This is a genomic window from Micromonospora sp. CNZ296 (genome assembly GCF_007827635.1).
Map to the genome: position 1 here is coordinate 128,515 of NZ_VISW01000013.1, position 21,220 is coordinate 149,734.

The window sequence follows — 21,220 nt, forward strand, 5'->3', positions numbered from 1 at the left end:
CGGGCCCTTCGGCGTGTCCGGGGTCAGCGGTCAGCCGCCCGAGTCGTCCAGCTCGGCGCCGTCGGGCGGGGTGTCGTCGTCGCGGCTGGCCAGCCAGCCGTCGGGCAGGAATACCTTGCCCGGGGAGTTGGTGCGGCCACGCGGCTGGCCGAGGTTCTCCACCGGGAACGGTACGGCCGGGTCGAGCTTGCCGAGCAGGTCGTCGAGCTGCGCCAGGCTCTCGATCATGGCGAGCGAGCGGCGCAGTTCGCTGCCGATCGGGAAGCCCTTCAGGTACCAGGCGACGTGCTTGCGGAAGTCGGTGCAGCCGTCCCGCTCGCCGCGGGCCGGGTTGCGCGCGCCCGCCACGAACTGCTCCACCAGCAGTTCGGCGTGCCGCCGCATGGTCACCGCCACCTCGCCGAGGCTCGGTAGCCGCCGCTCGGCGCTCCCGTTGAACGCGGCCTCCAGGTCGGCGAACAGCCACGGCCGGCCCAGGCAGCCGCGCCCGATCACCACGCCGTCGACGCCGGTGTGCGCGACCATCCGCAGCGCGTCGTCGGCCTCCCAGATGTCGCCGTTGCCGAGCACCGGCACGTCGAGCGCCGACTTGAGCGTGGCGATCGCATCCCAGTCGGCGGTGCCGGAGTAGCGCTGCGCGGCCGTACGCCCGTGCAGGGCGACCGCCGCGACGCCCGCGTCCTGGGCCGCCAGCCCCGCCTCGACGTACGTCAGGTGGTCGTCGTCGATGCCCTTGCGCATCTTGACGGTGACCGGCACCCCGGCGGGTGACGCGGCGTCCACCGCGGCCCTGACCAGCCGGGCGAACAGCCGGCGGCGCCACGGCAGGGCCGAGCCGCCGCCCCGGCGGGTCACCTTGGGCACCGGGCAGCCGAAGTTCAGGTCGATGTGGTCGGCCAGGTCGCGCTCGACCACGATCCGCACGGCGGCGGCGGTGATCTCCGGGTCGGTGCCGTAGAGCTGGAGGCTGCGGGGCTTCTCCTCGGCGCCGAAGGCGATCATGCGCAGCGTCTTCGGGTTCCGCTCGACGAGCGCACGGGTGGTGATCATCTCGCAGACGTAGATGCCGCCGCCCTGCTCACGGCAGAGCCGGCGGAAGCCGACGTTGGTGATCCCGGCCATCGGCGCGAGCACCACCGGCGGCCACACCCGGTGCGGGCCGATGGTCAACGCGGGCAGGGTCGGGGCAGTCACCGCACAAGTGTAAGGAAGGGCCCCCTCTTAACGTCTCCGGTAGAGCAGGGGCCCCTTGTTAACAGGGCACATATCACAGCCGGCCAGCCCGGCGGGCGTTCTCCACAACCGGGGAGGCTGTCCACAGGCCGGGCGGACGGGCAGGAGGAGCAGCGGTCGAGCCCGCACGCTACCGGGCATGCGCGAACAGCCACCCGAACTCAGCGACCTGGCCGAGCGCCAGCACCAGATCGTCACCCGGACGCAGCTGCTCGGCGTCGGATACGACGACATGTACCTGTACCGGCAGACCCGGCGCGGCCTGTGGCAGCGCGTGCTGCCGGCCACGTACGCGCTCGTCACCGGCACCCTCACCGACGAGCAGCGACGCATCTCGGCGGCGCTCTACGCGGGCGCCGACGCGCAGCTCACCGGCCTGGCCGCCCTGATCTGGTACGGCTTCCGGCACAGTCCGCGCACTGCTGACGTACACCTGATCCTGCCGCACCACGTGCGGCGCCGCTCGGCCGGTCACGCGGTGATCGCGCGGGCCCTGGAGCTTGATCCGCGGGCCCGGCGGACCGCGCTGTACCCGGTGTGCTCGCCGGCCCGGGCGGTCGTGGACGCGGCCCGCGACCTGCGCCGGCTGCGGCCGGTACGGGCGACGGTGGCCGAGGCCGTGCAGCGCGGTTTCACCGACCTGGACAGCCTGGACGCGGAGATCCGCCGGGCCCGGCGCAGCCGCACCGCCCTGATCCGGAAGGCGTTCGCGGAGATCACCGATGGGGTCCGCTCGGCGCCGGAGACGGAGCTGCGGGAGTGCCTGGGCGCCAGCGGCGTGCTCGGCGGGATCCTGTGGAACCCGCGGCTGTCGGCGGCCGACGGCACCCGCCTGCCGACGCCGGACGGCTACCTCGCCGACTGCGCGGTGGCGCTGGAGGTCGACTCGCGGGAGTACCACCTCAGCCCGAACGACTGGGCGCGGACGCTGGACCGACACAACGAGCTGAGCCGGTACGGGGTGCTCATCCTGCACTTCACGCCGGCGCAGATCCGCCGGGAGCCGGGCCGTGTGCGGCGGATGGTGGAGGACGCGTACGCGGCCCGGCGCGGGCTGGGCGCCGGGACCGGCGTACGGGCGGAGCCGATCTCCCCCGGATGAGGGGTGTTAAGAAGGGGCCCCTTCTCTACGCGAGGCGTTAAGAAGGGGCCCTTCACACGCTCAGCAGCCGGGCAGGCGCTCGATCAGGTAGCGCTCGACCTGGTCCAGCGAGACGCGCTCCTGGGCCATCGTGTCCCGGTTCCGGACCGTGACCGCGTTGTCGTCGAGCGTGTCGAAGTCGACTGTGACGCAGAACGGCGTGCCGATCTCGTCCTGCCGACGGTAGCGGCGGCCGATCGCCTGCGAGTCGTCGAACTCGACCACCCAGCGCTTGCGCAGGTCGGTGGCGAGCTGCTTGGCCTTCGGCGACAGCGCCTCGTTGCGCGACAGCGGCAGCACGGCGACCTTGACCGGGGCCAGGCGCGGGTCGAACCGCATGACGGTGCGCTTGTCCACGCCGCCCTTGGTGTTCGGCGCCTCGTCCTCGTCGTACGCCTCGAGCAGGAACGCCAGCACCGCGCGGGTGAGGCCGGCGGCCGGCTCGATCACGTACGGCATCCAGCGCTCGCCCTTGCCCTGGTCGAAGTACGACAGGTCGACGCCGGAGTGCTTGCTGTGCGTGGCAAGGTCGAAGTCGGTGCGGTTGGCGATGCCCTCCAGCTCGGCGAACTCGCTGCCGCCGAACCGGAACCGGTACTCGATGTCGACGGTGCGCTTCGAGTAGTGGGAGAGCTTCTCCTTGGGGTGCTCGTAGAAGCGCAGGTTCTCCTCGGACAGGCCCAGGTCGAGGTACCAGTTCCAGCGCTCGGAGAGCCAGTACTCGTGCCACTGCTCGTCGGTGCCCGGCTCGACGAAGAACTCCATCTCCATCTGCTCGAACTCACGGGTCCGGAAGATGAAGTTGCCCGGGGTGATCTCGTTGCGGAACGACTTGCCGGTCTGCGCGATGCCGAACGGCGGCTTCTTGCGGGCGACCGTCTCCACGTTCTTGTAGTTGACGAAGATGCCCTGGGCGGTCTCCGGGCGCAGGTAGTGCATGCCCTCGTCGCTCTCCACCGGGCCCAGGTAGGTCTTCATCAGGCCGTTGAACATCTTCGGCTCGGTGAAGGTGCCCTTGTTGCCGCAGTTGGGGCAGTTCAGCTCCGTCAGCGAGGTCAGCGGCTTGCCGTGCTTGGCCTCGTACGCCTCTTCCAGGTGGTCGGCCCGGAACCGCTTGTGGCAGGACTGACACTCGGTCAGCGGGTCGACGAACTCGGCGATGTGGCCGCTGGCCTCCCAGACCTTGCGGGCCAGGATGACCGCCGAGTCGAGGCCGACGACGTCGTCGCGCTGCTGCACCATGGTCCGCCACCACTGCCGGCGGACGTTCTCCTTCAGCTCGACGCCGAGCGGACCATAGTCCCACGCCGACCGGGTGCCCCCGTAGATCTCGCTGGAGGGAAAGACGAAGCCCCGGCGCTTGGCGAGGCTGGTGACGGCGTCGATACGGTCGGCTGGCATGTTTCCTCCTACGCCGGCTGGCGGTCGGCGCGGTTGAGATGGATGGAACCGGGCTGTTCGGGACAACGGTACGACCGTGTCCGTCCCGAGCCCAGCAGAATACCGGGGGCCGGTCAGCTCACCCCGCAGACCTCCACGCCGCCCGTCTGCTGGTCCGGCGCGAGCGTCACGGTCTGCGCCTCCCGCCGGCCGCCGGCGAGCGTGACGTCCACCGGCACGGTGAGCGTGGTGAGGTCGACCTCGCCCACCCGGTAGCCGGAGATCTGCGGCTCGGTCGCCACCCGGCGCTCGAACTCGCGCCGGGGCTCGCGTCGCCGGATGTCGTCGCAGAGCGTGTCGTACGCCTTGGACCACTCCCGGGCCACGAGCGCCTGGTAGTAGTCGTTCGTGACCGCCCGGCCCTGCTCACCGATCGCCTGGGCGTTGCTCACCGCCAGGCCGACCACTGCCGCCCCGCCCCCACCGCAGCAGATCAGCACTGCGAGCGCGCCCGCGCCGAGGCCGAGCCAGAGCCGGGTCCGCCCGCCCTCGGTGGGCGGGGCGGCGAACGGCGGCGCGGCGCCGGGCCCCTGCGGCGGCGCGGGCACCCCGTGTTCCGCCGGCAGCGCGGGCGGAACGGATGACGGGGGTGGCGCGGCCGGTCCGGGAGCGGTCATACGCGCCAGGGTAGTGCCCCGGCACTCAGCGATACGGACCTGCGGCGCGATCGCTGGCGACGACGACGATCTCACCCTCGGGGGCGGCGCTGGCGAGCGTCTCGTACGCCGACGGCTCGTCCACCGATCGGGCGAGCAGCGGCACGGCGGTGACCTTGACGTCGAATCCGCCGAGCGCCCGCCGGTACGCACCGACCGACTCCCACTCGGTGATCAGGACCCAGTGGTCCGGGTCGTCGAGCGCCCGCAGCAGTTCACCGCGCAGGTAGCCGGGGCGGGCGGCGAGCGCGGCCAGCGCGGCGTGCGCCGCACGGGTGAACTCGTCCACCGTTTCGGCTTCCACCACGAAGCGGTTGGTGACCAGCACGGGGTTCCTCCTCGTAGAGTTTGTGGCATGCAGCGTACGCAGAGTCCCGTGCTGTCCCGGTTGGCACGGCTCAACCCGACGGCGGTGTTCCTGGCCGCGCTGGCCCTGGTGCTTGTCGGCCTCTTCGCGCCCGGCCCGGCGGGCGGCGTCCTGCTGCTCGTGCTGGCCGGCGTGCTGGTCTGGCTGATGTCGGTCACCTGGCCGGTGCAGGCCCCGGCGACCCGGATGCTCCGGCTGGTGATGCTCACCTTGTTGATCGCGGTGGCGCTGGCGAAGCTCATGGTCGGCTGACTCGGGCAAGCAGAACCGAGCTGACCTGCGCTGACATGCAATCATGCGTTTTTGACAATAGTTTTCGTTGTCGCGGACAGTTGAGCCCATGACCGTTCGTGCACCTCGCCGTATCCTGACCGCCGCAGCCACCGCCCTGCTCGCCGCCGCCGGCCTGACCGCCTGCGCGGACGGCACAGGCGGCGCGAGCGGGCCGGGCAGGATCGACGTGGTGGCCGCGTTCTACCCGCTCCAGTTCCTGGCCGAGCGGATCGGCGGCGACACGGTCGCGGTCAGCAACCTGACCAAGCCCGGCGCCGAGCCGCACGACCTGGAACTCAACCCGCGGCAGGTCGGCCAGGTCGTCGACGCCGACGTGGTCGTCTACCTCAGCGGCTTCCAGCCGGCGGTGGACGAGGCGGTGGAGCAGAACGGCGGCGACCGCGCGTTCGACGTGGCGGGCGTGACGCCGCTGCGGGACGCGGCCGCCGGTGGCCACGACCACGATCACGAGGGCGAGGCCGGGCACGCCGAGGAGAGCGGCGGCAAGGACCCGCATGTCTGGCTCGACCCGACCCGGCTGGCCACCATCGGCGACAAGCTCGCCGAGCGCCTCGGCAAGGCCGACCCGGACCACGCCGCCGACTACACCGCCCGCGCCGGCGCGCTGCGCACCGAGCTGACGAAGCTGGACACCGAGTACGCCGACGGCCTGCGCACCTGCCAGCGCCGGGAGATCGTCACCAGCCACACCGCGTTCGGCTACCTGACCGAGCGCTACCAGCTGGAACAGATCGGCATCAGCGGGCTCACCCCGGAGTCCGAGCCGTCCCCGAAGCGCCTCGCCGAGGTCGCCGAGGAGGCCCGGGAGCACCAGGCCGGCACGATCTTCTTCGAGACCCTGGTCAGCCCGAAGGTCGCCGAGACGATCGCGCGTGAGGTCGGGGCGAAGACGGCCGTCCTGGACCCGCTGGAGGGCCCGCCCGCCGACGGCGACTACCTCTCCGCGATGCGCACCAACCTGCAGACCCTGCGAACCGCTCTGGACTGTTCATGACCTCACCCGTGATCGAGATCGCGCACGCCACAGTCGGCTACGACGGCCGCCCGGTGCTGCGTGACGTCTCGCTGACAGTGACCGCCGGCGAGGTGGTCGCCGTGCTCGGCGCCAACGGCTCCGGCAAGTCGACGCTCGTGCGCGCCGCGCTCGGCCTGGTGCCGGTCGGCGCCGGGTCGGTCGACCTGTTCGGCACGCCGCAGCGCCGCTTCCGGCAGTGGCACCGCATCGGGTACGTGCCGCAGCGGCTCGGCGCGGGCAGCGGAGTACCAGCCACCGTGCGCGAGGTGGTGGCGTCCGGGCGGCTGGCCCGCCGGGGCGTGCTGCGTCCGGCCGGGCGGGCGGACCGGGAGGCGGTGGCGGCGGCACTGGACGCGGTCGGGCTCGCCGACCGGGCCGGTGACCCGGTGTCCACGCTCTCCGGCGGCCAGCAGCAGCGCACCCTGATCGCCCGCGCGCTGGCCGGCGGGCCGGAGCTGCTGGTGCTGGACGAGCCGACCGCCGGGGTGGACGCTGCGAGCCAGGAGGCGTTCGCCGGGGCGCTGCGCGCGTTCCGCGACGGCGGCGGCACGGTCCTGCTCGTCGCGCACGAGCTGGGCCCGCTGCGCCCGCTGATCAGCCGGGCCGTGGTGGTGCACCAGGGCGGGATCGCCCACGACGGCGCGGTGCCCGAACCGGCCGGCCACCACGCCGACCCGGACCACGAGCACGTGCACCCGCACTGCGACGAGGAGCCCGCCCGGCTCTGGACAGGCATCTGAGATGGATCTCTTCCAGTACGACTTCATGCTCCGTGCCCTGGTCGGCGCGCTGATCATCGGGTTGGCCGCCCCGGCCCTCGGCATCTACCTGGTGCAGCGCCGGCTTGCGTTGATCGGCGACGGGCTCGGGCACGTGGCGCTCACCGGCGTCGGTGCGGGACTGCTGCTCAACCGCTCCCCCGTGCTGGTGGCGGTGATCGCCGCGACGCTCGGCGCGGTCGTGATCGAGCTGGTCCGCGCGTACGGGCGCACCTCCGGCGACCTGGCGCTGGCGTTGCTGTTCTACGGCGGCATCGCCGGTGGCGTGATGCTGGTCGGGCTGTCCGACGCCAGCAGCGGGTCGCTCAACGCGTACCTGTTCGGGTCGCTGACCACCACCTCCCGCACCGACCTGATCACCATCGGGGTGCTCGGCGCGGTGCTGCTGGTGACCATGCTGGTGCTGCGCCCGGCGCTGTTCGCGGTCTGCCACGACGAGGAGTACGCCCGGGTGTCCGGCCTGCCGGTGCGGGCGCTGAACCTGCTCATCGCGGTCGGCACCGCGGTCACGGTGACCATCGCCATGCGGGCGGTCGGGGTGCTGCTGATCAGCGCGCTGATGGTGGTGCCGGTGGCGACCGCGCAGCAGGTGACCCGGGGCTTCCGCTCCACCATGACGGCGGCCATGGCGCTGGGCCTGTTCGCCGCCGGCACCGGGGTCTGGGTGGCCGCGACCGCCGACACCGCCCCCGGCGCGTCGGTGGTGCTCGTGGCGATCGGCTCGTTCCTGCTGGTCGCGCTGGCGGCGGCCGGTCTGCGGGCGCTGCGGCGGCGGGTTCGGGCCGACCGGGCCACGCCGCCGCCCGAGCCGGTCGAGCACGAGGTGCTGCTGCGGTGAGGCCCTGCCCGCCGGCGCAGCTGGGATTGGTTACCGTTACAGGGTGACCGGCACGAACGGGTACGACGCCTTCGAGGGTGCGGGTGACCTGCTGCGCGCGCTCTCGGCCCCGATCCGGCTCGCGATCGTCAGCGAGCTGGCCGAGGGCGAACGCTGCGTGCACGAGCTGGTCGAGAAGCTCGGCGCGCCGCAGCCGCTGGTCTCCCAGCACCTGCGGGTGCTGCGGGGCGCCGGGGTGGTGCGCGGGTCGCGGCGCGGCCGGGAGATCGCGTACGCGCTGGTCGACGACCACGTCGCGCACATCGTGGCGGACGCGGTCAGTCACGCCGGTGAAGGGTCGCACTGAGCGGGAAATCGGCCACGTGCCGACGCGCCCGCGCCGTGGGACGCTGTCCGGCGTGAAGATCTACGCCGACCGTTTTCCCACCGCCGTCCGCCAGTTCCTCACCGACCTGCTCGTGGTCGTCTGGGTGTACGCGGCGATCCGCTTCGCGCTGTGGCTGCACGACGTGGTCGAGAAGCTCGCCGTACCGGGGCAGAAGCTGGAGGGGGCCGGCGGTGGACTCGCCGACAACCTGGCCGACGCCGGCGGCAAGGTCGGCCGGGTGCCGATCGTCGGCGACGAGCTGACCGCGCCGTTCACCCGGGCCGCCGACGCCGCCCGCTCGGTCGCCGAGGCGGGCCGCGACCAGCAGGAGCTGGTCGGGCAGCTCGCGCTCGGGCTGACCGTCGCGGTGCTGGTGTTCCCGCTCGGCCTGGTGCTGTTCGGCTGGCTGCCGCTGCGCCTGCGCTGGATGCGCCGGGCCGGCGCGGCGAAGGCCCTGGCGGGTGTCCCGGCCGGCCGGGACCTGCTGGCGCTGCGCGCGCTGGCCGGTCAGCCGCTGTCGAAGCTGACCCGGATCGCGCCCGACGTCGCCGAGGCGTGGCGGCGCGGCGACGACGCGACTGTCGACGCGCTCGCCGCGCTGGAGCTGCGCGAACTGGGGCTGCGCGGCGGCCGGTAAGGTGTGCCGGTGCTGTACTTCCTGATCGTCGTCGCCGTGCTGCTGCTGGGATACGCAGGCGTGCTGGTGAGTTTCGTCCGCAAGGGCCGCAAGATCCCGCCGTCGGCGTACCTGGTGCTGGCCGGCCTCAACGGCCTGATCCTGGCCGGCATCCTGGCCTGGGCGATCGCGCGCTGACCGCCCGGCGGCCGCGCTCGGCGGCCGTCCGGACGGCACGGCCGCCTGGTGGTCCGGTCAGCCGGCGGGCGGGATGCGACGGCGTACGTCCTGCTCGGTGGACGGCCCCGGCTCCCAGCGGGCCACCCAGGGCAGGTCGGCGGGCGGGGTGACGACACCCTCCTCCACCGAGGCGTACCGGCCGGCGACGATCCGCTTGGCGGCGGCCACGTCGACCGAGTCGGTGTTCGACCACAGGCCGGTGAACAGCTCGTCGACGCGCAGCCGCGCCTGCCGGCAGAACAGGTCGGCCAGCTCGACGTTCTCCGGGTGCGCGTCCCGCTCGGCGTAGGCCCGGACGCAGACCGCGCTCATCGCGAACAGCTCCGCGCCGATGTCCACCACCCGGCCGAGGAACGCCTGCTTGCGCTCCATCTTCCCCTGCCACCGCGACATCGCGTAGAACGTCGACCGGGCCAGCTTGCGGGACGTCCGCTCGACGTGGCGCAGGTGCCCGGCCAGCGGCCCGAACTCCTGGTACGCCCCGGGCGTCTGCCCCTTCCCGACGGCGAGCGTGGGCAGCCACCTCGCGTAGAAGGCGCCGGCCCGCGCGCCCGCCTTCGCCTTGCGGCCCAGCCCCGCGTCGGGGTCGATGATGTCGCCCGCGACGGACAGGTGCGCGTCGACCGCCTCGCGGGCGATCAGCAGGTGCATGATCTCGGTGGAGCCCTCGAAGATCCGGTTGATCCGCAGGTCGCGCAGGAGCTGCTCGACGGCGGCCGGCCGTTCCCCCCGGGCGGCGAGCGAGTCGGCCGTCTCGTAGCCACGGCCACCGCGGATCTGGATCAGCTCGTCGGCGATCCGCCAGGCCATCTCGCTGGCGTAGAGCTTGACCAGCGCCGCCTCGATCCGGATGTCGTTGCGGTCGTCGTCGGCGAGCATGCAGGACAGGTCGAGCATGGACTCCATGCCGTACGTGGTGGCGGTGATGAAGGCCAGCTTCTTCGCCACCGCCTCGTGCTCGCCCACCGGGCGGCCCCACTGGACCCGGTCCGCCGCCCACTCGCGGGCCACGTTGAGCGCCCACTTCCCGGCGCCGACGCACATGGCAGGCAGCGAGAGCCGGCCGGTGTTCAACGTGGTCAGCGCGATCTTGAGGCCCTTGCCCTCACCGCCGATCACGTTCTCCTTCGGCACGAACACGTCGTGGAACCGGGTGAGGCTGTTCTCCAGGCCGCGCAACCCGACGAAGGAGTTGCGCCGCTCCACGGTGATGCCGTCGCTGTCGCCCTCCACCACGAACGCGGTGATGCCGCCGCGCCGCCCCTCGCCGGCCGGCACCCGGGCCATCACCACCAGCAGCGTGGCGAGCGTGCCGTTCGTGGCCCAGAGCTTCACCCCGTTGAGCCGGTAGCCGGTGCCGTCGGCGGTCGGCTCGGCGGTGGTGGCGAGCCGGGCCGGGTCGGAGCCGACGTCCGGCTCGGTGAGCAGGAACGCGGAGACCTCACCGGCGGCGAGCCGGGGCAGGAACCGTTCCTTCTGCTCGGGCGTGCCGAACATCTTCAGCGGCTGCGGCACGCCGATCGACTGGTGCGCGGAGAGCAGCGCGCTGACCGCCGGGTTCACCGAGCCGACGAGCATCAGCGCCCGGCAGTAGTGCAGGTTACTCAGCCCCAGCCCGCCGTACTGACGGTCGATCTTCATGCCGAACGTGCCGAGCCCGGCCAGGCCGTGGAACACCTCGTCGGGGATGCGCGCGTCCCGCTCGATCGCCTCGCCGTCCACCTCGGACGTCAGGTACGCGCGCAGCGAGCCGAGGAACTCGTCGGCGCGGGCCACCTCGGCCGGATCGGGGCGGGGCCACGGGTCGATCAGGTCGAGCCGGAATCGGCCGAGGAACAGTTCCTTGCCGAAGCTGGGCCGGTCCCAGGCCGACTCGCGGGCCGCCTCGGCTACCTGCCGGGCCTCCTTCTCGGAGACCTGGCCCGCCTCGGCGGGCAGCGGCCCCGCGCCGTCTGGTGACTCGGGCCGGCTGTTCTGTGTCGTGGTCACGGCTGCCTCCTCGTCGGTCCGGCTGCGTCGACGCGTTCGACGAAAACGACGCTACCCCCGGGTGTTACCCAGGGGTAGCGCTGCGTGCACGTCCGATTTGGCGGACGGTCAGTCGGTGAGCGTCTGCGGGTTGTCGTCCTCGTCGTCGATGTCGTCCTCACCCCAGTTGCGCCGGCTGAACGGCAGGATGGCCCAGAAGATCAGGAACCAGAGGCCGGTGAGCGCGCTGAGCAGGAACGCGATCGGCCGGTCCAGCACGAAGTCGGTGACCAGCAGGACCGAGCTGACCATCGCGATCAGCATGAAGAACAGGCCGCCGGTGGCCATCCGGTGGGCGAACCGGACCAGCTCCGGCTTACGCCCCTGCCGGAACAGCGCCCGGTGGAACGCGACCGGAGAAATGATCATCGCGGCGGACGCGGCGGCGGTCAGCAGCGCCACGATGTAGACGTCGCGCTGGAACTCCGTGGTCCGGCCGAACCCGTTGCTGAACGGCAGCGTCAGCAGGAAGGCGAAGAGGATCTGCACGCCGGTCTGCGCGACCCGCAGCTCCTGCAACAGATCGGCGAAGTTGCGCTGCCAGCGCTGCTTCTCGGATTCCTTGGACACTCGCGGACCTCCCCGGGAGACGGCACGGCCGGCGGGTGAACGCCCACCGGCAGGACCGCCTGTGCCCCGTACGGATGATCACGAAACCGGTTCAGGAACCGCGGCGGATCCGGCCCGCGTACCGTGCCTCCAGTTCGGCGTTGTGCTCGTCGCCGCCGGTGATGTTCGCGGACAGGTAGACCGGCGGGCGCTGCCCCGCCGCGACCAGCCGGGCCACCACCTCGGCGACGATCTGCTGGGCGAGCAGCGCCGCGGTGATCGAGGAGACCGCGCCGACCGCGCCGCCGCCCGGCAGCGGCAGCGTGGCGTCGCCGTACGGGGCGCCGTTGTCCAGCACCACGTCGGCGAAGTCGGCCAGCTTGCGGCCGGACGGGTGCCGCGAGGTCATCCGCGCCGAGTGCTGTGCCGACGTGATCGCCACCAGGCCGTGCCCGCGTTCCTTCACGATGGACGCGAACTCGACCATCGCCCCGTTCACGCCCGAGTTCGAGGCCAGCACGAACACGTCCTGCGGCCGGATCGGCGCCAGCTCGTAGAGGCGGTGCGCCACCGCCGGGTCGCGTTCCAGCTTCGGGCCGAGCACGTCGGCCGGGTCGCCGCCGATCAGCACCAGGTCACGCAGCGCGATCCGGTTGGTGGGCACCAGCCCGCCGGCCCGGCCGGCGATCTCCATGGCCAGCGCCTCGGAGTGCCCGGTGCCGAACGCGTGCACCACACCGTCGGCGCGCAGCGCCGCCGCGATCAGGTCGGCCGCGTCGGCCACGTTCTGCCGCTGCTCGGCGGCGACCCGGCCGATCGTCTCGGTCACCACCGCCAGGTACGCCTCGGCGCTCACCGTCATGCCTCCTCCGTTCCCGCGCACCGGGCGAGGATCGCCTCGGCCAGCGGGCCGGGCGCCTCGTCCGGGATCCAGTGGCTGACGCCGGACAGCGTCACGAACCGGTAGTCACCGGTGACGTGCGCGGCGCACGCCTGCGCGGCCGTCCGGCCGATCGCCACGTCCTTGTCGCTCCACACGAACGTGGTGGACACCCCGACCGGGGCGACCGCCTTCATGTCCGCACCGGTCATCGCGCGGTACCAGTTCAGCGCCGCCGTCAACGCGCCCGGCTCACGCATCGGCTCGGCGTACCGGGCCACCACGTCGGCGTCGCCCACTCCGCTCAGCAGCTTGCGCAGCGTGGCGCCGTTCCACGCCAGCAGCACCTTCTCCGCCGTACCGGGCTTGCGGAACAACGCGATGTAGGCGGACTTGACCTTCTGCCGCGGGTCGGTGGCGAGCGCGTGCCCCATCGCGGCCGGGTGCGGCACCGACACCGCGGTCAGCGTCCGCACCCGCTCCGGGTGCGCCGCCGCCAGCCCCCACGCCACGATCGCGCCCCAGTCGTGGCCGACCACGTGCGCGCATGTCACCCCGAGCGCGTCGAGCACCGCGGCCGCGTCGGCCACCAGCTCCGGAATCCGGTACGCCCCGACGTCCGCCGGACGCGCGCCGGGCGAGTAGCCGCGCTGGTCGAGCGCGTACGTGCGCAGCCCGGCGGCGTGCAGCGCGGGCGTGACCGCGTCCCACTCACCGGAGTGCTGCGGAAAGCCGTGCAGCAACAGGACCGGGTCACCGTCCTCGGGGCCGCCGGCGCGTACCTCGAACGTCAGTCCCCGCGCATCCACCAGCATGATCGCCACCATACCGACACTCGCCCTGCTGGGCCGGGGCCCGTGGTCGGTGCTAGCGTCTGCGACGAGACAACTTCACATCCGACAGGGGAGCGCACAGCGCTGAGAGTGCGGGCCGGTGCCCGCAGACCCTCGAACCTGATCTGGGTAATGCCAGCGCAGGGAGTTCGGTCGACCTCCAGCCGCGTCGCCGTCCGGTGACCACCGGGCGCGGCGTGCGTCTTCTCCTGGTTCACCTCGACGAACTGGGAGCCAACCGTGAACCACACCGACAGCAACCGCTGGCGTACCGTCGACATCGTCGTCGCCTCGGTCATCGCCGTCGCCTTCGGCGTCGTCTTCTGGGCCTGGGGCCTGCTCTGGAGCGCCACCGACGCGGCGTTCGCGTTCTTCCCGCCGGCACAGGCCGTGCTCTACGGCGTCTGGCTGATCCCGGCGGTGCTCGCCGGCCTGATCATCCGCAAGCCGGGCGCCGCGCTGTACTGCGAGACGGTGGCCGCGATCATCTCGGCCCTGCTGGGCAGCCAGTGGGCGAGCATCGTGATCCTCCAGGGCCTGATGCAGGGCATCGGCGCCGAGCTGGCCTTCGCCGCGTTCCGGTACCGCTCGTTCCGACTGCCGGTGGCGGTGCTGGCCGGCGCGCTGACCGGCCTCGGCGCGGCGATCTTCGACTTCGTCTACTGGAACAAGGCGTTCGACTTCGCCTCCTACCGCCTCCCGTACGCGCTGATCACGATCGTCAGCGCCACGATCGTCGCCGGTTTCGGCGCGCACGTCCTCACCCGCGCGCTGGCGAACACCGGCGTCCTGGACCGCTTCCCCGCCGGCCGCGACCGAGCCCTGGTCTGACGCCTCCATCGTGTCGATCATGAAGTTGGCGGCCGTTTCGGCACCCGTCATCGCCGTCAACCTCATGATCGACGGAGAAGAGGGGGTGGGTGGGCGGTGAGCGGGGTGGTGCTGCGGGGGTTCGGGTGGCGGCACGGGGGACGGAAACGCTGGGCTCTGCGCGGGGTGGATCTGCGCGTGGAGAGCGGCGAGCGGGTGCTGCTGCTCGGACCCTCCGGCGCCGGTAAGAGCACGCTGCTGGCCGCGCTGGCCGGGCTGCTGCCGGAGGACTCCGGCGAGCAGGAGGGCACCGTCGAGATCGACGGGCTGGACCCGCGCAAGGCCCGCGAGCGCGTCGGCATCGTCTTCCAGGACCCGGAGACCCAGCTCGTGATGGCCCGCTCCGGCGACGACGTGGCGTTCGGGCTGGAGAACCGTGGCGTACCCGCCGGGGAGATCTGGCCCCGCGTCGACGAGGCGCTGCACCGGGTCGGCTTCCCGTACGACAGGGACCGCCCCACCGCAGCGCTCAGCGGCGGCGAGCAGCAGCGGCTGGCGCTGGCCGGCACGCTCGCGCTGCGTCCCGGGCTGCTGCTGCTCGACGAGCCCACCGCCAACCTCGACCCGGCCGGTGCCACCCTGATCCGCCGGGCCGTCGCGAACGCGCTCGACCCGGACACCACGATGGTCCTGGTCGAGCACCGGGTCACCGAGGCACTGCCGCTGGTCGACCGCGTCGTGGTGCTGGAACCCGGCGGCGGGGTGCGCGCCGACGGGCCGCCCGAGGCGGTCTTCGCCGCGCACGGCGACGCGCTGGCCACCGCCGGGGTCTGGGTACCCGGCCACGTCGCGCCACCCCGGCACGCCACCACGCCGCCCGGCGACGTGCTGCTCACCGCGGAGCGGCTCGGCCTGCCGCCCCGGCTCGACCCCACCGATCTCCGGGTACGCGCCGGCGAGGCGCTCGCCGTCCTCGGCCCCAACGGCGCCGGCAAGTCCACACTGGCGCTGCTCCTGGGCGGCCTGCTGAAGCCCGGCACGGGCGCCGTCACCGCGTCGGCGGCACTCGCCGGGCGGGACGCGCGTACTCCCCCGCACCGCTGGCGGGCACCCGCGCTGGTACGCCGGATCGGTTCGGTGTTCCAGGACCCGGAACACCAGTTCGTCACCGCCACGGTCCGCGACGAGCTGGCGCTCGGCCCGCGCCGCACCGGCCGGCCCGAGTCGGCGGTGACCGCCACCGTCGACGAGCTGCTGCACCGGTTGCGGCTGGACCGGCTGGCCGGCGCCAACCCGTACACCCTCTCCGGTGGGGAGGCGCGGCGGCTGAGTGTGGCGACGGCCCTGGCCACCGCGCCCCGCCTGCTGATCTGCGACGAGCCCACGTTCGGCCAGGACCGGCGGACCTGGCTGGAGCTGGTCGACCTGCTCGCCGAGCTGCGCGACGCCGGGCACGGCGTGGTCGCGGTGACCCACGACGAGGACTTCGTCGCCGCGCTGGCCGACACGACGCTCACCCTGCACCGCTCCCCCGCCGGGGTGGCCACGTGATCGGCCTCGAACCGGTCGCCGCACCCGGCGCCCCGCTGGCCCGGCGCAACCCGGTGGCGAAGCTGGCCGCCGCTGTGGTCTTCACGCTGATCCTGGTGGCGACGCTCGACCCGGTGGCCCCGGCCATCGCCATCGCCGTCGAACTCGCGGTGCTGCCGCTGTTCGGGGTCCGCTATCGGGTGCTGGCCCGCCGGGCCTGGCCGCTGCTCGCCGGCGCCGTCGGCATCCTGATCACGCTGGTGCTCTTCGCGGCCGACCGCTCCGGCCGGGTGCTGGTCGAGGCCGGTCCGGTCCTGGTCACCGAGGGCGTTCTCGTCACCGCGCTGGGCCTGGTGCTGCGGATGCTCGCCGTGGCGCTGCCCGGCATCGTCGTGTTCGCCACCACCGACCCGACGGACCTGGCGGACGCGTTGATCCAGAACGCGAAGACGCCCGCCCGGTTCGCCATCGGGGCGCTCGCCGCGTTCCGGATGGTGCCGCTGCTGGAACAGGAGTGGCGGATGATCAGCATGGCCCGCCGGGCCCGCGGCGTGGACGCCGGCCGCAACCCGGTGGCGAAGCTGCGGCTGTTCGCGTCCACCGCGTTCACGCTGCTGGTGGGCGCGATCCGGCGGGGTACCCGGCTGGCCGTGGCGATGGACGCCCGGGGCTTCGACGCGGGTACGCCGCGCACCGTGGCCCGCCCGCAGCGCTTCACCCGCGCCGACGCCCTGCTCGTGGCGGGCGCCGCGCTGCTGGCCGGCGGTGCCCTGGCCACAAGCATCGCCCTGGGCACCTTCCGCCCCTTGATCGGCTGACCCCGGGCCCGCCCCGCCTCCCCGTCCCCGCCCACCCTCACCCTGCCCACCCTCGCCCTGTTGATCATGAAGTTGACGGCACCGGTTGCCCGTTTTGTCGCCGCCAACTTCATGATCGACACGGCTGGAGTGGATCTTGGTACGGGATGGCGCCTCTAGGGGCCGGAATCGTCCAAGATCTCCGGGGGGACGCCCGGGCAGGCCCCCGATGAGGGGCCTGCCCGGTGAGCGGCTGGCCGGGAAGGGCTGTCGGTCAGCTGCGGCGGAAGGCGTAGAACCGGGTCTGGCCGGCGCGCTGACTACGCCCGGTGAACCGGGCCTGCCGCCCTGCCGGTGGGCCGGACCGGGGCGGCGTCGCGGATGCGCCCGGCAGGACCGGGGTCTCCAGGGACTCCGAGGGCGGCACCGAGTCCGGGGACACGGCGGACGCCACCGGCTCCGTGGGGAGCACCACCGCGGGTGGCGTCAGCGTGAGCGCGTCGAGCTTCGGCGGGGTCACCTGCGGCGACGACTGCTTGCGGGACTTCTTCGGATTGCGCTTCGCGGGCATTCGCGGGCCTCCTGTCGTGCGGGCGCGCCGACCGGGACGCGCCGAGCGAGGGCTCCGGTGCGTTCCGATCACGACAGACACCGCGACCGACGGTGGCGGGGAAGGAATGCGGACGCCCGGAGCAGGACGGGTCCACGGCACTGGCGGCGGTGGACCGGGCTCGGAGGTGGGGCGTCACATACGCATGCGGCAACGCTATCCCGCCGCCCGGAGACCCGCACCCGATTTACCGGGAGAGAACGCGAACGCGCCCGCGCGCGACGCACAGCCACCCGGCGATCACGCCCTGTCGACGTCCCCACCCGCTCCCCCGGCGACCGCGATACGGTCGCAGAACGGCAGCACGAACGAGAGGTGGCGGTACGCATGGCAGAGCACGCGACGGCGCAGATCGGGGTCACCGGTCTGGCGGTGATGGGCCGCAACCTGGCCCGGAACCTGGCCCGCAACGGCTTCGCCGTGGCGGTGCACAACCGGTCGCCGGAACGTACCCGGAGCCTGGTCGCCGAGCACGGCGACGAGGGCACGTTCGTGCCGTCGGAGTCGCTCGCGGACTTCGTCGGCTCGCTGGAGCGGCCCCGCGCGGTGATCGTGATGGTGAAGGCCGGCGCGCCCACCGACGCGGTGATCGACGAACTGGTCCCGCTGCTGGAGGAGGGCGACATCGTCGTCGACTGCGGCAACGCGCACTTCGCCGACACCCGCCGCCGGGAGGAGGCGCTGCGCGCGCACGGGCTGCACTTCGTCGGCACCGGAGTGTCCGGCGGCGAGGAGGGCGCGCTGCTCGGTCCGAGCATCATGCCCGGCGGGTCGGCCGAGTCGTACCGCAAGCTCGGGCCGATCTTCGAGAAGATCGCCGCGCAGGTGGACGGTGAGCCCTGCTGCCGGCACATCGGGCCGGACGGCGCGGGCCACTTCGTGAAGATGGTCCACAACGGCATCGAGTACGCCGACATGCAGCTCATCGCCGAGGCGTACGACCTGTTGCGGGCCGGTCTGTCGGCGAGCCCGGCGGAGATCGCGGAGATCTTCCGGGAGTGGAACGGCGGCGAGCTGGGGTCGTTCCTCATCGAGATCACCGCCGACGTGCTCGGCCACACCGACGCGGCCACCGGCCAGGCGTTCGTGGACATCGTGCTCGACCAGGCCGAGCAGAAGGGCACCGGCCGCTGGACCGTGCAGAGCGCGCTCGACCTCGGCATCCCGATCACCGGCATCGCCGAGGCCACATTCGCGCGGTCGCTGTCCGGCCACGCCGACCAGCGCGAGGCAGCCCGCCGGGTGTTCGCCGACGCGGGTGAGAAGTGGCAGGTGGACGACCGGGACGCGTTCGTCGAGGACGTGCGCCGCGCACTGCTCGCCAGCAAGATCGTCGCGTACGCGCAGGGGTTCGACCACATCCGGGCCGGCAGCCGGGAGTACGACTGGGACATCGACCTGGGCGGTACGGCCACCATCTGGCGGGGCGGCTGCATCATCCGGGCCGGTTTCCTGGACCGGATCCGGGAGGCGTACGACGCGGAGCCGGACCTGTCGACGCTGCTCGTCGCGCCGTGGTTCGCCGAGCGGGTCAGCGACGGCGTACCGGCCTGGCGACGGGTGGTGGCCGACGCGGCCCGGGCGGGCGTGCCGGCCCCGGCCTTCGGGTCGTCGCTGGCCTACTTCGACGCGCTGCGGGCGCAGCGGCTGCCGGCCGCGCTGATCCAGGGCCTGCGGGACGACTTCGGCGCGCACACCTACCACCGGGTGGACCGGGACGGTTCGTTCCACACCCTCTGGGCGGGCGACCGCTCCGAAGTGGAGGCGTGAGCCGCGCAGACAGCCCCGCCGGACGGTTCACCAGGCCCGCTGACCGTCCGGGTCGGGCGCCCAGCCGGCGGCCGGCTCACCCGACGCCAGTTCGCCGATCTCACCGGAGCGGACCGCCGGGGTGTGCCCGAGGTCCGCGCACCACCGCTGGGCGACGTCGGCGCACAGTGCGGCCACCGCGTCCCGGCGGGCCGGCTCCACCAGGTCGGCGGCGGCCAGGGCAGCAGTCATCTCGTACCGGAGATCGCGCATCCTCCACCCCCGTGGCGGGCGCGCACCCGGCGGCGCGCCCTGCGCCGATCGTAGAGCGGAACGCCCCGCGCCCGGCGGGAAAGCCGGATGCGGGGCGTCACGGTCGGGCCGGACGTCGCGGTCAGAAGAACCGGCGACGCCTGGCCTTCTGCGGCCGGATCAGGTCGGCGCCCTTGGTCAGCAGACGGCTCACCCCGGACGGGCCACGACGGGCCTCCAGGGTGTGGCTGAGCCGGCGCGCGCCGGCCGCCGCCAGCGGCACGGCGACCGCCATGACCGCCCACTGCGCGATCCGCTTCTGAATCATGTGGTTCACCTCCGCGTTTGCTGTCTGGAGGTATCGGTACCCAGCGCGGCCCGTCGGTAAGCGTGACCTCAGGCGCCCGGGGCGACCGGGTTGGGCAGGGCGCCGCCGAAGCGGCGGTCGCGCTGGGCGTACAGCTCGCAGGCGTACCAGAGGTGGCGGCGGTCGAAGTCGGGCCAGAGCGTGTCCAGGTAGACCAGCTCGGCGTACGCGGTCTGCCAGAGCAGGAAGTTGGAGATGCGCTGCTCGCCGGAGGGGCGCAGGAACAGGTCGACCTCGGGCACCTCGGGGTGGTAGAGGTAGCGCGCCACCGTCTTCTCGTTCACCTTGGCCGGGTCGAGCCGGCCGGCCGCGACGTCGCGGGCGATCCCGGCGGCGGCGTCGGCGATCTCCGCCTGGCCGCCGTAGTTGACGCAGAACTGCAGCGTCAGCGTCGAGTTGCCGCGCGACATCTCCTCGGCGGTCTGCAACTCGGAGATGACGCTCTTCCACAGCCGGCCGGCACGGCCCGACCAGACCACCCGGACGCCCAGGTCGACGAGCTGGTCGCGGCGGCGGCGGATGACGTCCCTGTTGAAGCCCATCAGGAAGCGGACCTCGTCCGGCGAGCGCCGCCAGTTCTCGGTGGAGAACGCGTACGCCGACAGGTAGGGGATCCCCATCTCGATCGCGCCCTCGACGGCGTCGAACAGGCTGTGCTCGCCCTGCTCGTGCCCCTTGGTGCGGGGCAGCCCACGCTCCTTGGCCCAGCGGCCGTTGCCGTCCATCACGATGGCGACGTGCCGGGGCACCGCGGCGGGCGGCAGCGCCGGCGGACGGGCGCCGGAGGGGTGCGGGGTCGGCGGCACCGGCTCGCGGCGGGTCGCCCTCGTCGATCGGATCACTCGGTCATCTCCCTGTTCACTCCGGCGACGGGCCCGGCGCCGGAGCGCGGCGGGACCACATCCGGCCCCGCGCCGCCGGGCGACGGGACCGCGCCGGCCGCCGGGGCACCCCGGTCGACCAGCGGCAGCGAGCGTAGCGCGCGCTCCAGATGCCACTGGAGGTGCGCCGCGACCAGTCCGCTGCACTCCCGGCGTACGCCGGTCTCTGCGGCGTCGGCGTACCCCCAGTCGCCGGAGGTCAGCGCGGACATCAGCTCCAGCGTGGCGGGCGCGGGGTGGGCGGCGCCGGGGGGCCGGCAGTCCGGGCAGACGGCGCCGCCGGCCGGTACGGAGAACGCGCGGTGCCGGCCCGGCTCGCCGCACACCGCACAGGCGACGAGCGCCGGCGCCCAGCCGGCGAACGCCATGCCGCGCAGCAGGTACGCGTCGAGCACGAGCGTGGTGGCGTGTTCGCCCCGGGCCAGCGACTTCATCGCGCCGAGGGTGAGCTGGAACAGCCGCAGCGACGGCTCGCGTTCGACCGGGGTGAGTCGCTCGGCGGTCTCGGCGATCGCACTGGCCGCTGTGTAGCGGGGGTAGTCGCCGAGGAACCGCTTGCCGTACAGCTCGATCGCCTCGACCTGGCTGACGGTGTGCAGCGAGCTGCCCTGGTTGCCCTTGGGATCACCGGCGAGCTGGAGGTCGACGTGCCCGAACGGCTCCAGCCGCGCGCCGAACCGGCTCGTGGTGCGCCGCACGCCCCGGGCGACCGCGCGCAGCCGCCCGTGCCGGCGGGTGAACAGCGTGATGATGCGGTCGGACTCGCCCAGCTTCTGCACACGCAGCACCACCGCGTCGTCGCGGTAGAGCTGTCGGCGGTACCCGGCCATCAGGCCATTCTCCCTCCGGGTGCGATCTCAGGGTCGGCTCGGGGTGGACGGTCGGGCGATCCCCGATGTGCCGGGCGTCGGGCCGGACCTAGTGTGCTGGCCATGGCTTCGCTCCACA

25 protein-coding genes and 1 riboswitch are annotated in these 21,220 nt (G+C 73.1%); of the genes, 12 read left to right on the forward strand and 13 right to left on the reverse strand.

All coding sequences use genetic code 11. The features are described 5' to 3' along the window. Positions 1-30: 30 nt before the first annotated feature. Complete coding sequence (dusB, locus tag FB455_RS21860) at positions 31-1,194, reverse strand: tRNA dihydrouridine synthase DusB (RefSeq protein ID WP_013287938.1); 1,164 nt, start codon at positions 1,192-1,194, stop codon at positions 31-33. A gap of 178 nt (positions 1,195-1,372) precedes the next feature. Here dusB and FB455_RS21865 point away from each other — a divergent pair, with 178 nt between their 5' ends. Next, the gene (locus tag FB455_RS21865; RefSeq protein ID WP_145754890.1) at positions 1,373-2,335 is read left to right on the forward strand and encodes a type IV toxin-antitoxin system AbiEi family antitoxin domain-containing protein; all 963 of its coding nucleotides are present in this window, start codon (positions 1,373-1,375) and stop codon (positions 2,333-2,335) included. Between the two features lie 60 nt (positions 2,336-2,395). Here the strand turns inward: FB455_RS21865 and FB455_RS21870 are convergent, their stop codons facing one another. From FB455_RS21870 to FB455_RS21880, 3 genes are all read right to left on the reverse strand, one after another. Further along, on the reverse strand, positions 2,396-3,775 hold the full coding sequence (locus tag FB455_RS21870; RefSeq protein ID WP_145754892.1) for a glycine--tRNA ligase: 1,380 nt from the start codon (positions 3,773-3,775) through the stop codon (positions 2,396-2,398). A gap of 113 nt (positions 3,776-3,888) precedes the next feature. After that, entirely contained in the window at positions 3,889-4,362 is a 474-nt protein-coding gene (locus tag FB455_RS21875) for a hypothetical protein (RefSeq protein WP_013287941.1), read from the reverse strand. Between the two features lie 94 nt (positions 4,363-4,456). Then, positions 4,457-4,798: an antibiotic biosynthesis monooxygenase family protein gene (locus FB455_RS21880; protein WP_013287942.1), complete on the reverse strand. Its 342-nt coding sequence runs from the start codon at positions 4,796-4,798 to the stop codon at positions 4,457-4,459. A gap of 27 nt (positions 4,799-4,825) precedes the next feature. Here FB455_RS21880 and FB455_RS21885 point away from each other — a divergent pair, with 27 nt between their 5' ends. From FB455_RS21885 to FB455_RS34365, 7 genes are all read left to right on the forward strand, one after another. Next, positions 4,826-5,089 carry a DUF6703 family protein gene (locus tag FB455_RS21885; RefSeq protein WP_013287943.1) on the forward strand — a complete coding sequence of 88 codons (264 nt, stop codon included), beginning with the start codon at positions 4,826-4,828 and terminating at the stop codon, positions 5,087-5,089. An 88-nt stretch (positions 5,090-5,177) separates the two neighbouring features. Continuing rightward, positions 5,178-6,125, forward strand: coding sequence for a metal ABC transporter substrate-binding protein (locus tag FB455_RS21890; protein WP_145754894.1), 948 nt, complete (start codon positions 5,178-5,180; stop codon positions 6,123-6,125). Then, complete coding sequence (locus FB455_RS21895; RefSeq protein ID WP_145754896.1) at positions 6,122-6,886, forward strand: metal ABC transporter ATP-binding protein; 765 nt, start codon at positions 6,122-6,124, stop codon at positions 6,884-6,886. The genes FB455_RS21890 and FB455_RS21895 overlap by 4 nt, the downstream gene beginning before the upstream one ends. 1 nt (position 6,887) lies before the next feature. After that, entirely contained in the window at positions 6,888-7,763 is an 876-nt protein-coding gene (locus FB455_RS21900) for a metal ABC transporter permease (protein WP_145754897.1), read from the forward strand. A 43-nt stretch (positions 7,764-7,806) separates the two neighbouring features. After that, complete coding sequence (locus FB455_RS21905) at positions 7,807-8,109, forward strand: ArsR/SmtB family transcription factor (RefSeq protein ID WP_013287947.1); 303 nt, start codon at positions 7,807-7,809, stop codon at positions 8,107-8,109. A 52-nt stretch (positions 8,110-8,161) separates the two neighbouring features. Further along, positions 8,162-8,767 (forward strand): hypothetical protein, encoded by a 606-nt coding sequence (locus FB455_RS21910; RefSeq protein ID WP_013287948.1) that lies wholly within the window; start codon positions 8,162-8,164, stop codon positions 8,765-8,767. 9 nt (positions 8,768-8,776) lie between these two features. Next, a complete protein-coding gene (locus FB455_RS34365; RefSeq protein WP_013287949.1) occupies positions 8,777-8,944 on the forward strand; it encodes a hypothetical protein in 168 nt (55 codons plus the stop codon). Positions 8,945-9,001: 57 nt separating this feature from the next. On the opposite strand, the gene FB455_RS21915 is transcribed toward FB455_RS34365, so the two are convergent. From FB455_RS21915 to FB455_RS21930, 4 genes are all read right to left on the reverse strand, one after another. Then, positions 9,002-10,975: an acyl-CoA dehydrogenase family protein gene (locus FB455_RS21915; protein WP_145754898.1), complete on the reverse strand. Its 1,974-nt coding sequence runs from the start codon at positions 10,973-10,975 to the stop codon at positions 9,002-9,004. Positions 10,976-11,083: 108 nt separating this feature from the next. Continuing rightward, positions 11,084-11,584 carry a DUF6328 family protein gene (locus FB455_RS21920; RefSeq protein ID WP_013287951.1) on the reverse strand — a complete coding sequence of 167 codons (501 nt, stop codon included), beginning with the start codon at positions 11,582-11,584 and terminating at the stop codon, positions 11,084-11,086. Positions 11,585-11,675: 91 nt separating this feature from the next. After that, positions 11,676-12,425 carry a sugar isomerase domain-containing protein gene (locus FB455_RS21925; protein ID WP_013287952.1) on the reverse strand — a complete coding sequence of 250 codons (750 nt, stop codon included), beginning with the start codon at positions 12,423-12,425 and terminating at the stop codon, positions 11,676-11,678. After that, a complete protein-coding gene (locus FB455_RS21930; protein ID WP_174361733.1) occupies positions 12,422-13,258 on the reverse strand; it encodes an alpha/beta fold hydrolase in 837 nt (278 codons plus the stop codon). Before FB455_RS21930 ends, FB455_RS21925 begins: the two co-directional genes overlap by 4 nt. 76 nt (positions 13,259-13,334) lie before the next feature. Beyond that, positions 13,335-13,441, forward strand: a riboswitch (TPP riboswitch). Between the two features lie 75 nt (positions 13,442-13,516). Here FB455_RS21930 and FB455_RS21935 point away from each other — a divergent pair. The 3 genes from FB455_RS21935 to FB455_RS21945 all read left to right on the forward strand — a co-directional run bounded on the left by FB455_RS21935 (position 13,517) and on the right by FB455_RS21945 (position 16,434). Next, positions 13,517-14,107: an ECF transporter S component gene (locus FB455_RS21935; protein ID WP_013287954.1), complete on the forward strand. Its 591-nt coding sequence runs from the start codon at positions 13,517-13,519 to the stop codon at positions 14,105-14,107. A gap of 96 nt (positions 14,108-14,203) precedes the next feature. Further along, complete coding sequence (locus FB455_RS21940; protein ID WP_013287955.1) at positions 14,204-15,637, forward strand: ABC transporter ATP-binding protein; 1,434 nt, start codon at positions 14,204-14,206, stop codon at positions 15,635-15,637. Continuing rightward, positions 15,634-16,434 carry an energy-coupling factor transporter transmembrane component T family protein gene (locus tag FB455_RS21945; protein WP_013287956.1) on the forward strand — a complete coding sequence of 267 codons (801 nt, stop codon included), beginning with the start codon at positions 15,634-15,636 and terminating at the stop codon, positions 16,432-16,434. The genes FB455_RS21940 and FB455_RS21945 overlap by 4 nt, the downstream gene beginning before the upstream one ends. 253 nt (positions 16,435-16,687) lie before the next feature. Here FB455_RS21945 and FB455_RS21950 read toward each other — a convergent pair whose 3' ends face one another. After that, positions 16,688-16,984 carry a hypothetical protein gene (locus FB455_RS21950; RefSeq protein ID WP_145754899.1) on the reverse strand — a complete coding sequence of 99 codons (297 nt, stop codon included), beginning with the start codon at positions 16,982-16,984 and terminating at the stop codon, positions 16,688-16,690. 366 nt (positions 16,985-17,350) lie between these two features. Here FB455_RS21950 and gndA point away from each other — a divergent pair, with 366 nt between their 5' ends. Next, positions 17,351-18,793 carry an NADP-dependent phosphogluconate dehydrogenase gene (gene gndA / locus FB455_RS21955; protein WP_145754900.1) on the forward strand — a complete coding sequence of 481 codons (1,443 nt, stop codon included), beginning with the start codon at positions 17,351-17,353 and terminating at the stop codon, positions 18,791-18,793. Positions 18,794-18,820: 27 nt separating this feature from the next. Here the strand turns inward: gndA and FB455_RS21960 are convergent, their stop codons facing one another. From FB455_RS21960 to recO, 4 genes are all read right to left on the reverse strand, one after another. Next, positions 18,821-19,045 carry a hypothetical protein gene (locus tag FB455_RS21960; protein WP_013287959.1) on the reverse strand — a complete coding sequence of 75 codons (225 nt, stop codon included), beginning with the start codon at positions 19,043-19,045 and terminating at the stop codon, positions 18,821-18,823. A gap of 121 nt (positions 19,046-19,166) precedes the next feature. Beyond that, the gene (locus FB455_RS21965) at positions 19,167-19,352 is read right to left on the reverse strand and encodes a hypothetical protein (RefSeq protein WP_013287960.1); all 186 of its coding nucleotides are present in this window, start codon (positions 19,350-19,352) and stop codon (positions 19,167-19,169) included. 68 nt (positions 19,353-19,420) lie between these two features. Then, on the reverse strand, positions 19,421-20,197 hold the full coding sequence (locus tag FB455_RS21970; protein WP_030274649.1) for an isoprenyl transferase: 777 nt from the start codon (positions 20,195-20,197) through the stop codon (positions 19,421-19,423). A gap of 32 nt (positions 20,198-20,229) precedes the next feature. Further along, positions 20,230-21,102: a DNA repair protein RecO gene (gene recO / locus FB455_RS21975; protein WP_030274647.1), complete on the reverse strand. Its 873-nt coding sequence runs from the start codon at positions 21,100-21,102 to the stop codon at positions 20,230-20,232. Positions 21,103-21,220: the final 118 nt, after the last annotated feature.